The organism is Nocardioides baculatus (genome assembly GCF_016735675.1).
Classification (GTDB): domain Bacteria; phylum Actinomycetota; class Actinomycetes; order Propionibacteriales; family Nocardioidaceae; genus Nocardioides; species Nocardioides baculatus.
Genome location: NZ_JAERSG010000007.1, coordinates 174,154 through 187,905 on the forward strand (window position 1 = coordinate 174,154; position 13,752 = coordinate 187,905).

17 protein-coding genes and 1 pseudogene are annotated in these 13,752 nt (G+C 71.6%); 12 read left to right on the forward strand and 6 right to left on the reverse strand.

Going from position 1 to position 13,752, the window contains the following annotated elements; translation table 11 throughout:
* Window positions 1-71 precede the first annotated feature (71 nt).
* Genes JI751_RS19735 through JI751_RS19745 form a run of 3 tightly spaced genes read right to left on the reverse strand, consistent with a single transcriptional unit; the run spans window position 72 to window position 2,452 of the window.
* Window positions 72-1,352 carry an MFS transporter gene (locus tag JI751_RS19735; RefSeq protein ID WP_307814398.1) on the reverse strand — a complete coding sequence of 427 codons (1,281 nt, stop codon included), beginning with the start codon at window positions 1,350-1,352 and terminating at the stop codon, window positions 72-74.
* Window positions 1,349-1,804 carry a MarR family winged helix-turn-helix transcriptional regulator gene (locus JI751_RS19740; protein ID WP_307814399.1) on the reverse strand — a complete coding sequence of 152 codons (456 nt, stop codon included), beginning with the start codon at window positions 1,802-1,804 and terminating at the stop codon, window positions 1,349-1,351. Before JI751_RS19740 ends, JI751_RS19735 begins: the two co-directional genes overlap by 4 nt.
* A 48-nt stretch (window positions 1,805-1,852) precedes the next feature.
* A complete protein-coding gene (locus tag JI751_RS19745; protein ID WP_201940446.1) occupies window positions 1,853-2,452 on the reverse strand; it encodes a LysE/ArgO family amino acid transporter in 600 nt (199 codons plus the stop codon).
* 72 nt (window positions 2,453-2,524) lie between these two features.
* Here JI751_RS19745 and JI751_RS19750 point away from each other — a divergent pair, with 72 nt between their 5' ends.
* From JI751_RS19750 to JI751_RS19760, 3 genes are all read left to right on the forward strand, one after another.
* A complete protein-coding gene (locus JI751_RS19750) occupies window positions 2,525-3,439 on the forward strand; it encodes a LysR family transcriptional regulator ArgP (RefSeq protein WP_201940448.1) in 915 nt (304 codons plus the stop codon).
* A gap of 98 nt (window positions 3,440-3,537) precedes the next feature.
* Window positions 3,538-4,338: a hypothetical protein gene (locus JI751_RS19755; RefSeq protein ID WP_201940450.1), complete on the forward strand. Its 801-nt coding sequence runs from the start codon at window positions 3,538-3,540 to the stop codon at window positions 4,336-4,338.
* 10 nt (window positions 4,339-4,348) lie between these two features.
* A complete protein-coding gene (locus JI751_RS19760; RefSeq protein ID WP_201940451.1) occupies window positions 4,349-4,885 on the forward strand; it encodes a DUF1697 domain-containing protein in 537 nt (178 codons plus the stop codon).
* 9 nt (window positions 4,886-4,894) lie between these two features.
* Here JI751_RS19760 and JI751_RS19765 read toward each other — a convergent pair whose 3' ends face one another.
* Both JI751_RS19765 and JI751_RS19770 read right to left on the reverse strand, forming a co-directional pair.
* Window positions 4,895-5,470 (reverse strand): isochorismatase family protein, encoded by a 576-nt coding sequence (locus JI751_RS19765; protein WP_201940453.1) that lies wholly within the window; start codon window positions 5,468-5,470, stop codon window positions 4,895-4,897.
* A 9-nt stretch (window positions 5,471-5,479) separates the two neighbouring features.
* Window positions 5,480-6,778, reverse strand: a complete 1,299-nt coding sequence (locus JI751_RS19770; protein WP_307814401.1) for a nicotinate phosphoribosyltransferase — start codon at window positions 6,776-6,778, stop codon at window positions 5,480-5,482.
* 26 nt (window positions 6,779-6,804) lie between these two features.
* Here JI751_RS19770 and clpS point away from each other — a divergent pair, with 26 nt between their 5' ends.
* From clpS to JI751_RS19790, 4 genes are read left to right on the forward strand one after another with little or no spacing between them, the layout of a single operon-like run.
* Complete coding sequence (gene clpS, locus JI751_RS19775) at window positions 6,805-7,101, forward strand: ATP-dependent Clp protease adapter ClpS (protein ID WP_201940455.1); 297 nt, start codon at window positions 6,805-6,807, stop codon at window positions 7,099-7,101.
* A 10-nt stretch (window positions 7,102-7,111) separates the two neighbouring features.
* Window positions 7,112-7,501 (forward strand): VOC family protein, encoded by a 390-nt coding sequence (locus tag JI751_RS19780; protein WP_201940456.1) that lies wholly within the window; start codon window positions 7,112-7,114, stop codon window positions 7,499-7,501.
* On the forward strand, window positions 7,486-8,088 hold the full coding sequence (locus JI751_RS19785; RefSeq protein ID WP_307814402.1) for a DUF2017 domain-containing protein: 603 nt from the start codon (window positions 7,486-7,488) through the stop codon (window positions 8,086-8,088). The genes JI751_RS19780 and JI751_RS19785 overlap by 16 nt, the downstream gene beginning before the upstream one ends.
* Window positions 8,085-9,293 carry a DUF429 domain-containing protein gene (locus JI751_RS19790; protein ID WP_201940457.1) on the forward strand — a complete coding sequence of 403 codons (1,209 nt, stop codon included), beginning with the start codon at window positions 8,085-8,087 and terminating at the stop codon, window positions 9,291-9,293. Before JI751_RS19785 ends, JI751_RS19790 begins: the two co-directional genes overlap by 4 nt.
* A gap of 8 nt (window positions 9,294-9,301) precedes the next feature.
* Here the strand turns inward: JI751_RS19790 and JI751_RS19795 are convergent, their stop codons facing one another.
* On the reverse strand, window positions 9,302-10,555 hold the full coding sequence (locus JI751_RS19795; RefSeq protein WP_201940458.1) for an MFS transporter: 1,254 nt from the start codon (window positions 10,553-10,555) through the stop codon (window positions 9,302-9,304).
* A 64-nt stretch (window positions 10,556-10,619) separates the two neighbouring features.
* Here JI751_RS19795 and JI751_RS19800 point away from each other — a divergent pair, with 64 nt between their 5' ends.
* From JI751_RS19800 to JI751_RS21285, 5 genes and pseudogenes are all read left to right on the forward strand, one after another.
* On the forward strand, window positions 10,620-11,066 hold the full coding sequence (locus JI751_RS19800; RefSeq protein ID WP_307814403.1) for a M67 family metallopeptidase: 447 nt from the start codon (window positions 10,620-10,622) through the stop codon (window positions 11,064-11,066).
* The gene (locus tag JI751_RS19805; RefSeq protein ID WP_129479022.1) at window positions 11,066-11,350 is read left to right on the forward strand and encodes a MoaD/ThiS family protein; all 285 of its coding nucleotides are present in this window, start codon (window positions 11,066-11,068) and stop codon (window positions 11,348-11,350) included. The genes JI751_RS19800 and JI751_RS19805 overlap by 1 nt, the downstream gene beginning before the upstream one ends.
* The gene (locus tag JI751_RS19810; protein WP_201940460.1) at window positions 11,347-12,312 is read left to right on the forward strand and encodes a PLP-dependent cysteine synthase family protein; all 966 of its coding nucleotides are present in this window, start codon (window positions 11,347-11,349) and stop codon (window positions 12,310-12,312) included. The genes JI751_RS19805 and JI751_RS19810 overlap by 4 nt, the downstream gene beginning before the upstream one ends.
* Before the next feature lie 55 nt (window positions 12,313-12,367).
* A pseudogene (locus JI751_RS22090) lies at window positions 12,368-13,195 on the forward strand (DUF222 domain-containing protein); the annotation flags it as partial.
* Between the two features lie 44 nt (window positions 13,196-13,239).
* A complete protein-coding gene (locus JI751_RS21285; protein WP_236666580.1) occupies window positions 13,240-13,530 on the forward strand; it encodes a hypothetical protein in 291 nt (96 codons plus the stop codon).
* The last annotated feature ends 222 nt before the right edge of the window (window positions 13,531-13,752 follow it).

The window sequence follows — 13,752 nt, forward strand, 5'->3', positions numbered from 1 at the left end:
CTCTCTCGCAGTAGTCGCACGGCATGGGCGCGACGCTAGTACGCCGCGCCCGCAGCCCGGAGGCGACGCGCTCAGGCGAGGTCGCCGACCAGCTCGCTCTCGGCCTCGGTGACGCCGTGCGGATCGGGGGACCCGGCGAGGGCGTCCGCGATCGTGCGGGACCCGGTCGCCACGATCACGACGCCGATCGCGACGGCAGCGGCGCCGAACCAGAAGGGTGCGTGCAGGTCGACCCGCTCGGCGAGCTTGAGCGCGACGAACGGGCCGACGGCGCCGCCGGTGAAACGTACGAAGGAGTAAGCCGCCGACGCGATGGGGCGCTCCACAGGAGCAGCGCCCATCACGGCCTCGGTGACCAGGGTGTTGGTGACGCCGAGGAACGCGCCGGCGAGCACGATGCCTGCCGTGACCACCGGCTCGTGCTCGGCGCCGAGCGCCATCGCGGCGAGGTCGAGCGCGAAGAGGGCGAGCACGGCCGTCAGCGTCGGCAGGGTGCCGAACCGGCGCTGCAGCCGAGGCGCCAGCCACACGGACGTGAAGGCGAGCAGCAGGCCCCAGCCGAAGAACGTCCAGCCGATGCCCATGATCGAGTACGACGGCAGCGCGAAGGGGCCGGCGGCCATCAGCGTGAAGAAGCCGAGGTTGTAGAAGATCGCGACGAGGGCGAGCAGCAGCAGGGCGCGGTGCCGGAGGGCGCGGAACGGGTCGAGCAGCGAGGTGGGGCGACCGGCGGGCGGCGTGGAGGGCAGGAAGAACGCCGTCGCGACGAGGGCGACCGTCATCAGGACCGAGACCCCAAAGAACGGGCCGCGCCACGACACCTGGCCGAGCACGCCGCCGATGAGCGGCCCGGAGGCGATCCCGAGCCCGAGGGCGGCCTCGAACAGGATGATCGCCTGCCCGACGGGTCCGGCGGACGCGCTCACGATGGTGGCCAGCGCAGTGGCCACGAAGAGCGCGTTGCCCAGGCCCCAGCCCGCGCGGAACCCGATGACGGCACCGACGCTGTCCGACATGCCGGCCAGGCCGGCCGACACGATGATGAGGGCGAGACCGGCGAGGAGCGTGCGCTTGGGTCCGATCCGGCTGGAGATGACTCCGGTGACCAGCATCGAGACGCCCATGATCGCCATGTAGCTGGTGAACAGCAGCGAGACCTGGCTCGGCGTCGCGTCGAGCTGGGCGGCGATCTCCTTGAGGATCGGGTCGACCAGCCCGATCCCCATGAAGGCGATGACGCACGCGAAGGCGACGGCCCAGACGGCCCGGGGCTGGCGCAGCATGGACGGAGCGGTGGTGTCGGGGGTGGTGTCGAGGGTGGTGTCGGGGGTGGTGGGGTGGGTGCTGCTCACGGGGTGGTGTCCTCCTGCTGGTCGTCCCCGTCGTGACGGGGGTGCAGGTCGAGGACGTCGCGCAGCACGGCAACCGCGGTCGCGACCTCCTCGGCGCTGTGGCGGGTGTCGGCCAGTCGGGCCATGACGAGCTCGGCGTTGGCCTGCCGGATGCGCGCCAGCTCGGCGCGGCCGGTGTCGGTGAGTGCGACCACCTGGGCCCGCCCGTCGGTGGGGTGGGGCTGCCGGTCCACCAGGCCCTGCTCGCGCAGGGTCCGCAGTGTCGCGGTCATCGTGGGCTGGCTGCAGCGGTCCGCCGCGGCCAGCGCGGTGACCCCCGACGGCCCGTGCTCGTCCAGGAGGGACAGGGCACGGACGCCGGCCGGGTGGTCGACCTCGCGCCGCACGGCGCGGGTCAACCGCGCGGCCAGCACCACGAGGTCGCTGGCCAGGTCGGGGAGGTCGTCACTCACGCCGCCCAAGATACATAGCAATCCTATGTATCTCAACCCGAGCGTGGATCAGTGCGCGATCAGCACGACTCCGAGGCCGCCCATGAGCACGGCGATCGCCGAGTCGAGGACCCGCCAGGCGCCCGGTCGGGCGAAGATGCCCCGCAGCAGGCGAGCGCCGTAGCCGAGGCCGAAGAACCACAGGAGGCTGGCGACCAGCGTGCCCGCCAGGAACCACCAGCGGTCGCTGCCGAAGCTGTTGGCGACGGTGCCGAGCATGAGCACGGCGTCGAGGTAGAAGTGCGGGTTGAGCCAGGTCAGGGCGAGCGTGAGCAGGATCGCGCGACCGGTCGTCATCGCGGTGCCGTCGCTGGCGTCGAGTGCGCTCGGGCGCCACGCGCGCAGTGCCGCGTGCACGCCGAACGCGATCAGGTAGAGCCCGCCGAGCACCTGGGCGACCGGCAGCACCGACGGCCAGCGCTCGAGGACGACGCCGAGGCCGAAGACGCCGGCGGTGATCGCGACCACGTCGGAGAGCAGGCAGGTCAGCACGATGGGGAGGACCTGCTCGCCGCGGATCCCCTGACGGAGGAGAAAGGCGTTCTGGGCGCCGACGGCGACGATGAGAGCGAGACCGGTGAGCAGACCGGTGAGAGCAACCTGGAACATGTGGTCAACGGTAGGACGCGCACGAGACACAATCCAGCGAACTATTTTCACGAATCATTAGGATCTCTAACTATGAGAGACATCACTCAGCTGGATCCCGTGGCGCTGCGCACCCTGGCTGTGGCGGCGCGACTCGGGACCTTCGAGGCGGCGGCCCGCGACCTGCACGTGACCCCCTCCGCAGTGAGCCAGCGGATCAAGGCGCTGGAGACGCGCATCGGCCGCGTCCTGCTCCACCGGGTCAAGCCGCTCGAGCCCACCGAGGCCGGACTCGTCCTGGTCCGGCTGGCGACGCAGACCGAGCTCCTCGAGCGTGAGGCCGTGGCCGAGCTCGTCGAGGAGGGCGACGACGAGGCGGGCGCGTCGTACACCTCCCTGCCCATCGCGGTGAACGCCGATGCGCTCTACGGCTGGTTCGTCGACGCGCTCGCCGAGGTGCAGTCGCGCCACCGCGTCGTGTTCGAGGTCGTCCGGGAGGACCACACCCGCACCGCCGAGCGGCTGCGGCGCGGGGAAGTGGTCGCGGCGATCACGGGGGAGCCCAAGCCGGTGCCCGGGTGCCGGGTGGTCCGCCTCGGCCGGCTGCGTTACGCCGCCGTCGCGACGCGCGAGTTCCACGCCCGCCACTTCGCCGACGGGGTCGGCTCGGCCACCCTCGCAGAGGCGCCGATCGTCGCGTTCGACCGCAACGACTCGCTCCAGCACGACTTCGTCCGCCGGGTGACCCGCCGCCACCTGGCCCCGCCGGTGACCTACCTCCCGTCGGTCCGCGAGTTCGACCGTGCGATCCGGGTCGGGATGGGGTGGGGTCTGCTCCCCGAGGCGGACGTGGCACTCCAGCTCGACCTCGGCAACCTGGTCGAGCTGGTGCCCGGGCGCCGGCCCGAGGTCGCGCTCTACTGGCAGCACTGGCGACTCGGCTCGTCGCTGGTCGCCGAGCTCACCGAGGAGGTGGTGGTCGCAGCGCGGCAGTGGATGGCGACATGAAGGCAGATGTTCGGTTTCCCTGACACGTTCCTTGAGGAAGTCCTACCCTTCGAAATCGAGCACCGTGCTCGCTCGACTGCACCCCCAAGGGGACTCCAGTGACCCGTCGCATCAATGTCGCCCACGCCGCAGCGCTCGCTGCCGGCGCGCTCATGGTGCTGTCCGGGTGCGGTGGCTCGGGCAATGCCGCCGCCACCAAGACCGTGGGAGCGCAGCTGCTGGGCGAGAAGCTCACCGACATGGTCGCGACCGTCGACAAGATGGGCATCGTCGAGTGGCACGGCCAGATGCTGACCAAGAGCCCCGACAAGGGTGGCAAGCGGATCCTCAACCTCGACGCCCGCTACAGCCCGTCGCTGGGCTACAGCGAGATCTCGATGGACACCGTCCTCGACGGCAACGCGCAGCAGATCGACTACCTCGTGGTCAACGGCCGCACCTTCTTCAACAGCGAGAAGTGGGGCCCCGGTGCCAACGACTGCTGGGCCGACATCACCGACAACGAGGACTACACCTGGGCGCTGCCACGTGAGCTCGACCCCGCGTGGGCGCTCACCCAGGGTCGTGCCGTGTCCGCCGACGGCGAGGACGTGAACGTCTCGCTCGGCTACAAGGACGTCCTCGCGGGCCTGCCGAAGGGCCTCTTCAAGGAGGTCCCCACCCTGCCGTACGACACCGAGGCCGCGGCCACGATCGAGCCGCACGGCCACCTCCTCGAGGTCGGCATCGACGTCGCCGGCATGTGGAGCAAGCTCCCCAAGGAGCAGAAGGCCACCCTCGACAAGCGCGTGGGCTACTGGGCGATGACGATGAAGGAGTCGCCCAACGGTTCGACCATCAAGCCGCCGGTGCACGTCTTCGACCCGAAGGTGACCCCGCCGAGCCAGTGCAAGCGCTGATACTGGGCCCGTGCCCACGTACGTCGCCTTCCTCCGCGCCATCAACCTCGGCAGGACCCGCAAGTTCCCCAAGGACGCCATCAAGGCGGCGACCGAGGCCGCCGGCGGGTCCGGCGTGGAGACCTACATCAACACCGGCAACGTCCGGCTGACGCACTCCGCACGCTCCGTGGCCAAGGTCCAGGCGGCGCTGGAGGAGGCGTACGCCGCAGAGGCGGGCTTCGAGGTGCCGACGGTCGTCTTCACGACCGCCGACCTCGCCGCGCTCACCGCGCGGGCCGAGGAGCTGCACGCCGAGCACGACCCGTCCGGCCAGCACTACGTCACGCTCTACGCGAGCGCCCCGACCGCCGCGACGGCGAAGGCGGTGCACGCCCTCGAGCACGACGGCGAGACGGTGGTCGTCGACGGCCGGGCGGCCTACGTGCTGCTCGACGGCGACATCCACACCTCGAAGGTGCTCTCCGCCAAGGAGTTCACCGCGCTCGGGCAGGGCACGGCCCGGACGGTGAAGGTGCTGCGCACTGTCGCCGAGAAGTGGTGCTGATCCGGCCGGTCAGGCGATCTCGACGCCCGCGCCGCTCATCTCGGTGATGGCCGACGCCGTCGTCTCGGGTGCGACCCCGGCGCACAGCGCGGTCAGCACCCTGGTCGCGAAGCCCTCGCTCGCGCTGTCCAGCGCGGTCGCCCGCACGCAGTGGTCGGTCGCGATGCCGCAGACGTCGACCGCGACGACGCTCCTCGCCCTCAGCCAATCGGCGAGCGGCTCGCCCGACGTCGTACGCCCCTCGAATCCGGAGTACGCCGCCTGGTGCTCGCCCTTGAAGAACACCTCGTCGAAGGGCTGCGGGTCGAGGTTGGGGTGGAAGCCCGCGCCCTCGGAGCCGACCTTGCAGTGGACCGGCCACGACTCCGCGAAGTCGGGCTTGAGCGACCAGTGGTGGCCCGGGTCGACGTGGTGGTCCTTGGTGGCGACGACGACGTCGTAGGCCGGACCGCCCTCCGCCTTCGCGTGCCAGCGGTGCAGCAGCTCGCCGATGTCGGCGGCCACGCGCGCGCCACCGGTCACCGGAAGCGACCCGCCCTCGCAGAAGTCGTTCTGGACGTCGACCACGATCAGTGCCCGTGCCATGGAGCGAGGCTACTGCTCGAAGACCGTCGGGATCACCGGCTCACCGGCGGACATCTGGGTGACGGCGCGGGGGAGCTCGGCGAGCGAGGAGCGGTGGCGGGAGCGGGCCTCCTCGAGGGTGGCGCGGCCGACGACCTCGCCGTCGCGCACGAGCGGGACGAGCAGGGGACGGTCGTTGCTGTCTCCCTCGGGCGCCTCGCCGATCCCGACCACCTCGGCCTGCGCGGTGCCGCCGGCCGAGAGCCGGCGCAGCGCGTACTTCCGGCCGCCCACCGAGGTCTTGTCCTGCGACTTCTTCGCCACCGACACCAGCGCGCCGTCGGCGTCCTCCCGGGCGACGAGCTTGTAGACGAACCCGCACGTCGGGTAGCCCGAGCCGGTCACCAGCTGGGTGCCGACGCCGTACGCGTCGACCGGTGCCGCCGCGAGGGCCGCGATCGCGTGCTCGTCGAGGTCGCTCGTGACGACGATCTGGGTGCTCGTCGCCCCGAGCGAGTCGAGCTGCGCGCGGACGTCGCGGGCGACCAGGCCGAGGTCGCCGGAGTCGAGCCGGACGGCGCCCAGCCCGGTGCCTGCCACCTCCACCGCGCGGGCCACCGCCTCGGCGACGTCGTAGGTGTCGACGAGCAGGGTCGTGCCGACGCCGAGCGTCTGCACCTGCGCGCGGAACGCGTCGGCCTCGTCGTCGTGGAGCAGCGTGAACGAGTGGGCCGCGGTGCCGGCGGACGGGACGCCGTACGTCGCCCGTGCCGCGAGGTTGCTCGTCGCGTCGAACCCGGCGACGTACGCCGCCCGCGCGGCGGCCACGGCGGCCTGCTCGTGCGTGCGGCGCGAGCCCATCTCGATGCAGGGCCGGCTGCCCGCGGCGAGGGTCATCCGGGAGGCGGCCGAGGCGATCGCGGAGTCGTGGTTGTAGATCGACAGCAGGACGGTCTCCAGCAGGACGGCCTCCGCGAACGTGCCCTCCACCACGAGGAGCGGTGAGTGCGGGAAGTAGGCCTCGCCCTCGGCGTAGCCCCAGACGTCGCCGGTGAAGCGGTAGGAGGCCAGCCAGTCGAGCATGTCGGGGTCGACGACGCCGTCCAGCGCGGCGATCGCCGCGGGGTCGAAGCGGAACGCCTCGATGGCGTCGAGCGCGCGACCGACGCCGGCCACCACGCCGTACCTCCGCCCCTCCGGCAGCCGCCGTGGGAAGAGCTCGAACACCGATCGGCGCTCGGCCGTGCCCGACTGCCGGGCGGCCTGCACCATGGTGAGCTCGTAGTGGTCGGTGAAGAAGGCCGTCGAGGCATGGGCTGTCCCGGTCACGGGCGTCACTGTGCCACGATGGGCAGGTGTCAGCCGCCAGTCCCGTAGAGGTCGAGCCGACCCTCACACCTGACGAGATCACCTTCCTGGCCAAGCCGTGGGTGACGCTGGTGTGGGACGACCCGGTCAACCTCATGTCCTACGTCTCCTTCGTCTTCCAGAAGTACTTCGGCTACGACAAGGCCAAGGCCGAGAAGCTGATGCTCGAGGTGCACACCGAGGGCAGGTCGGCGGTCTCGACGGGGACCCGCGAGGAGATGGAGCGCGACGTGCAGGCCATGCACGAGTACGGGCTGTGGGCGACGATGGAGAAGGCCTCGTAGTCTGCGGACCATGCATCGTTCGCGCATCGCCGTGGTCCTGATCGACCATCCCGAGGAGTCCTACGAGCCGGCCGCAGCCTTCTGGGCGGGCGCGCAGGGGGCGACGCGATCGGTCAACGAGGACCCGGCCTACGAGTCGCTCGACCGGCTGCCGGGCAACGTCGCGCTCGAGCTGCAGCGGACGGGCAGCGGTACGCCGCCGCGCGTGCACCTCGACTTCGAGACCGACGACGTGGCCGCCGAGGTCGCGCGGCTCGAGGGCCTGGGCGCCAGCGTCGAGACCCGGCACGACACGTGGGCGGTCCTGCACGACCCGGGCGGGATGGTGTTCTGCGTCGTCCCGGTCTGGACCGACCCGGCCGACTTCGACCGCTACGCGACCTCGTGGCCCGCGTCGTGAGCGGGTTCGAGCACCACCGCAAGTCCGACCGCGTCATCGCCACCTTCACCGGGTTCGAGGCCGACCTGCTGCGGTCGCTCGCCTCGCAGATGGTCGAGCTGCTGCGCAACGAGCGCGCCGAGCCCCCGGCTCCCACGGCGGACCCCTTCGAGGCACTGATGGCGGAGTTCTCCGGCGCCACCTCGCCGCCCGAGGACCCGGTGCTCGCCCGGCTCTTCCCGACGGCCTACCCCCACGACGACGAGGCGGCCTCGGACTTCCGTCGCTTCACCGAGACCGGGCTGCGCGACGGCAAGGCCGCCGCGTCGGGCCTGCTGATCGACACCCTCGAGGAGGCCGGGCTGCCGCCCGAGCTGACCGAGGAGGGGCTGGTGATCGACGTCGAGCTCACCCGCGACGAGGCCGAGACCTGGATGCGCGCCTTCACCGACATCCGCCTCGCCCTGGCCACCCGGCTCGGGGTCGAGGCCGGCGACGAGGACTACTGGCACTCGCTGCCCGACGACGACCCGCGCGCGCAGGCGCACGACATCTACGAGTGGGTCGGCTACCTCCAGGAGACGGTCGTCGAGGCGCTCACGTCGTGACGCCCGTTCCCGACTTCGTGGTCGCCATCCGGCGCAAGATCGGCAGCGACCACCCGCTCTGGCTGCCGGCGGTCACCGCCGTCGTGCTCCGCGGCGACGAGGTGCTGCTGGTGCGCCGCTCGGACAACGGCCGCTGGACGCCGGTCACCGGGATCGTCGACCCGGGGGAGGAGCCCGCGGTCGCCGCGGCACGCGAGGTCATCGAGGAGACCGGGGTGCGCGCACGGGTCGACCGGCTCGCCTCCACCGCTGCGCACCCGGAGATCACCCACGCCAACGGCGACCGCGCCGCCTACCTCGACCTCACCTTCGCCTGCACCTGGCTGGAGGGGGAGGCCCACGTCGCCGACGACGAGTCCAGCGACGTGCGCTGGTGGCCGCTCGCCTCGCTGCCTCCGATGACCGACCTGATGCTCGGTCGGATCGCGGCCGCGACCAGCGACGAGCGGGAGGCGCGCTTCGTCGCGCCCGCGGGCCAGGAGGGGGAGGAGCCGCCGCCGGTGCTGGCTCCCGACACGCCCGTGCTCGGCGTCGACGCCTGCGCGGGCGGCTGGGTCGGGGTCGTGATCGACCCGGACCGGCGCAGCGCGGTCTTCACCGCCGCCACGATCACGTCGCTCGTCGCGCTCGTGCGCGAGACGTACGACGTCGCGGTGGTCGCCGTCGACATCCCTATCGGCCTGCCCGACGACAGCGGTCGGCAGGCCGACGCCGAGGCCCGCCGCGAGCTCGTCGGCAAGTCGTCGTCGATCTTCTCGACGCCGGTCCGCGCGGCGCTCGAGGCGCCGACCTACGAGGCCGGTCGCGCGGCCAACCTCGCCGCGACCGAGGGGCGCACCAGCGTCAGCGCCCAGGCGTACGCGCTCCGCGAGAAGGTCCTCCAGGTCGACGCATGGGTGCGCGGCCGCCCCGGCGCCGAGGTCGTCGAGGTCCACCCCGAGCTGAGCTTCGCCCGGATGGCGGGTGCCCCGATCCTGGCGCGGAAGAAGGACGTCGACGGCGTACGCGCCCGGCGCCAGGCGCTGGCCGCCCACGGCATCGTCGCGCCGCCGTGGTTCCGCGGCTCGGGCTTCGCCGAGGACGACCTCCTCGACGCGTGCGCCGCCGCCTGGTCGGCGGTCCGCCACTCGCTGGGGCTCACGGAGTCGTTCCCCGAGACGCCGGAGGTCTTCTCCGACGGGATCCCGGCCGCGATCCGGGTCTGACCCGAGGGTCAGCCCGAGTGGGTGAGCACGCCGTATCGCTCGCGCGAGGCCAGCGCCCAGCGCGAGGCAGGCACCGACACGGCCGCGATCACGAGCATCATCGCAGCCAGGACCAGCCAGCCGGTCTCACCCATCTGCACGCACAAGAGCGTGACGATCGGCGGTCCGATGACGGCGATGACGCTGAAGCCGAGGCCGGCGAAGCCCTGGTACTGGCCCTGCCGCTCGTGGGGGGCCAGGCCCATCTGGAGCCCCCACTGGCCACCCGAGCCGATCATCTCGCCGACGACGTGGACCAGGGAGCCGGCCACGAGGACGGCAATGGCGAAGGTGGTGTCGCCGCGGTCGGCGAGGGAGACGATCGCGAAGCCGGCCGCGATCCAGACCGCGCCGCGCACGAGGGCGCGGGCGCCTGCCTCCACGGAGTCCGCACGGCGGGACAGTCGGACCTGGAAGAACGCGACACATGCGGTGTTGATGATCAGCAGCACCGCGACCATCACCGGCGGCGCGGCCGTGCGCTGGGAGATGTAGAGCGCGAGACCGAGCTCCATCACGAAGAAGTGGATCGAGAAGAGGCCGGTGATCGTGACGATCACGACGTAGGGCCAGTCGCGCAGGACGGCCATGCGTGGCTCGCCCTCGATCCGGACGTAGGCCGGCAGCTCCGGCAGCCGTGTCGAGTTCCAGGCTGCGAAGCCGGTGAAGACGGCGTTGAGCAGGAAGACCGAGACGTAGGCCCACGACTCGTCGATGACCAGCGCGGCGCCGCCGAAGACCGAGCCCAGGCCGATCGCGGTGTTGGTGACCGCCCGCAGGTAGGCCTTGAACAGCACGCCGCGCCCGCCGGTGGCCAGCTGCGCGATGACGCCCTGCTGGACCGAGCCCGCCGACCGTTCGAAGAGCGAGAGCAGTCCGAGCAGCAACGCCAGCTGCCACGGCGTACGCGCGAGCACCGGCAGCGCGCTGGTGAGGGCCGCGCCCACCATGAAGAAGGTCAGGACGCGGCGCGGTCCGCGGGTGTCGCCGAGGTGGCCGGCGGGGACCTGCACCACGATGCCGACGATCGCTGCGACCGAGAGCGCGAGCGCCACCTCGGCCGCGGAGAACCCCACCTGACGGGTGAAGTAGAGAGCACTGGTCGTCATGACGGCGCCGGCGCCGAACCGGTTCGCGAAGGAGCCCAGGGCCAGGACCCGGAGGTCTCGCTCGACGGGGATGCCGCGGCGGGTGAGCGGCGCCTGCGCCTGCGGCATCGACATGGCCGTCACGCTATGTCGTGAGACCGGTGCGAGCGCCATCGAGGGCCTGCCTACGCTTGTGGGTGTGCTGACCCTCGCCCAGGAGACCTACGACGCCATCGTGGCGCACGCCAAGCGCGACCACCCCGACGAGGCGTGCGGCGTCGTGGCAGGACCGGAGGGCAGCGACCGGGCCGAGCGGTTCGTCCCGATGGTGAACGCCGCGGGCAGCCCGACGTTCTACGAGTTCGACTCGACCGAGCTGCTCGCGCTCTACAAGGACATGGACGCCCGCGACGAGGAACCGGTCGTCGTCTACCACTCCCACACCGCCACCGAGGCCTACCCGAGCCGCACCGACATCGGGCTGGCCAGCGAGCCCCATGCGCACTACGTGCTCGTCAGCACACGCGAGCACGGGAATAGCGACGGCCCGGTGGAGTTCAGGTCCTACAGAATCATCGACGGAGTCGTGACCGAGGAAGAGGTCACGATCACGCCTGCATCATCAACGGAAGAGAGCACCCCCTGATGGCCATCGAGGTCCGGATCCCCACCATCCTGCGCACCTACACCGACGGCGCGAAGTCCGTCGAGGGCACGGGCGGCAGCCTGTCCGAGCTCATCGACGACCTCGAGGGCAACCACCCCGGCATCAAGGGCCGCCTCGTCGAGGACAAGGACGGCTCGGTCGACCTGCGCCGCTTCGTCAACGTCTACGTCAACGACGAGGACGTCCGCTTCATCGGCGGCCTCGAGGCCCCGCTGAGCGACGGCGACCAGGTCGTCGTGCTCCCCGCCGTCGCCGGCGGATGACCCGCTTCGACAGCCTGCTGGCCTCCGTCGGCGGTACGCCGCTGGTGGGGCTGCCGCGGCTCTCTCCCGGCCGTCAGCCGGACGGGACCGACGTACGCCTCTGGGCCAAGCTCGAGGACCGCAACCCGACCGGCTCCATCAAGGACCGCCCGGCGCTGCGGATGATCGAGCAGGCCGAGGCGGACGGCACGCTGCGGCCCGGCTGCACGATCCTCGAGCCGACCAGCGGCAACACCGGCATCTCGCTCGCCATGGCCGCCAAGCTCAAGGGCTACCGGATCGTCTGCGTGATGCCGGAGAACACCTCCGAGGAGCGACGCCAGCTGCTGCGGATGTGGGGCGCCGAGATCGTGTCGTCGCCCGCCGCGGGCGGGTCCAACGAGGCCGTCCGCGTCGCCAAGCAGGTGGCGGGGGAGCACCCCGACTGGGTGATGCTCTACCAGTACGGCAACGAGGCCAACGCCCTCGCGCACCAGGAGACCACCGGCCCCGAGCTGCTCGCCGACCTGCCGACCATCACGCACTTCGTTGCCGGGCTCGGCACCACCGGCACGCTCATGGGCGTCTCGCGGTTCTTCCGCGAGGCCAGGCCGGACGTGAAGATCGTCGCCGCCGAGCCGCGCTACGGCGAGCTGGTCTACGGCCTGCGCAACCTCGACGAGGGCTTCGTCCCCGAGCTCTACGACGCCGCGCTCATCGACTCGCGGTTCAGCGTCGGCCCCCGGGATGCCGTACGCCGGGTGCGCGAGCTGCTCGAGCTCGAGGGCATCTTCGCGGGCATCTCCACCGGTGCGATCCTGCACGCCGCGCTCGGCCAGGCGGCCAAGGCCGTCAAGGCGGGGGAATCGGCCGACATCGCCTTCGTGGTCTGCGACGGTGGCTGGAAGTACCTCTCCACCGGGGCCTACGAGGGCACCGTCGACGAGGCCGAGGACCGGCTCGACGGCCAGCTCTGGGCGTAGCTCGGCGCACGTCCGGGACCTCCGCCGCGCGCGTTTCCACAGAGCAGGTTCACGCATGGCGACTGTCGGTGGGGATGCCTACAATCGAACACATGATCGACACGCTGGCAGGACCCGGAGCACGTGGGGCAGACGCCCTCACCGGCTCGGACTTGCTCGCGCTCGCTCGGGATCGCAAGGCCGCCGAGGACCGCGCTGCGGCCGATCTGTTGGAGGTCGCTGTCCGGTGGGCGGACCTGCACCCGCCGGAGTCGATCCACTCCGCTGCCGCGTTCACCGTCCCGGCACTGACCACGAGGAGCCGCTGGCCGGTGAGGGTTGTCCGCTGGTGGCGGAGTTCTGCGTCGCCGAGCTCGGCACCGTCCTGGGGATCTCCACCACGTCGGCGAAGAAACTCATCGGCCACGCCCTCGAGCTCCGCCACCGGCTGCCGCGGTTGTGGTCGCAGGTCCAGGCCGGTTGCGTGCCTGCGTGGCGGGCACGGTCGGTTGCGGAGACGACCATCCACTCGACGCGCGCCCTGACCAGGGAGGCCGCGGCCTTCGTGGACGCCCAGATCGCGGCCGTCGCGGGACGCATCGGTCCCGCCCAGCTCGACCGGCTCGTCGCCGAGACCATCAAGCGCTACGACCTCGCCGACCCCGACCCGGCTGCCGATCCGGAGGACGGCTACCTGTCCGTCGACCCGCGCCACGCGACCCTGCACGACGAGGACGTCCACTTCGCGGGGACGATGCGGTTCGAGGCAGAGCTCGACCTCGCCGATGCCCTGGACCTCGACCGCGAGCTCTCCCACCACGCGGCCCAGCAGAAGGCCCTCGGCTCCACCGAGTCCCTCGACGTCCGCCGCTCCAAGGCCCTCGGCGACCTCGCTCGCACCCAGACCGCACTCGACCTCATGACCGGAGACGCCCGGATCAGGGCCGGGTGGACCCCGATGACGGGCTTCCCGCTGCACGCGAGGTCGTCCTCCACGCCCACTTCGACGCCGGCACGGTCGGCGAGACCACTGTGTTCGGTCCCACCGGCCGACTCGACGAGGGCCAGCGGCTCCTGCTGCTCGACCAGCTCGCGTCCTGGTGCGGCGACAGCCGGACGAAGGTCACCATCAAGCCCGTCATCGACCTCAACGCCGCCCTGTCCACGCCCGGCTACGCGATCCCCGACCGGATCCGCGAACAGGTCATCCTCCGCGACCGCACCTGCGTGTTCCCGTGATGCACGAGACCGGCCCGCGGCTGCGACGTCGACCACGTCGTCGAGTACGACCACCACGCGGAGACCGAAGGGCGACCACAACCCGGCCCCACAAGCACCCGCAACCTCGCCTGCCTGTGCCGGTTCCACCACCGCCTCAAGACCCACTGTGACTGTGCTTCTGGGCATCCATTGTGGGTCGCCCGCCGGTCCGGAGCAGTGCAGTCTGGTGTCGGCGTCCTG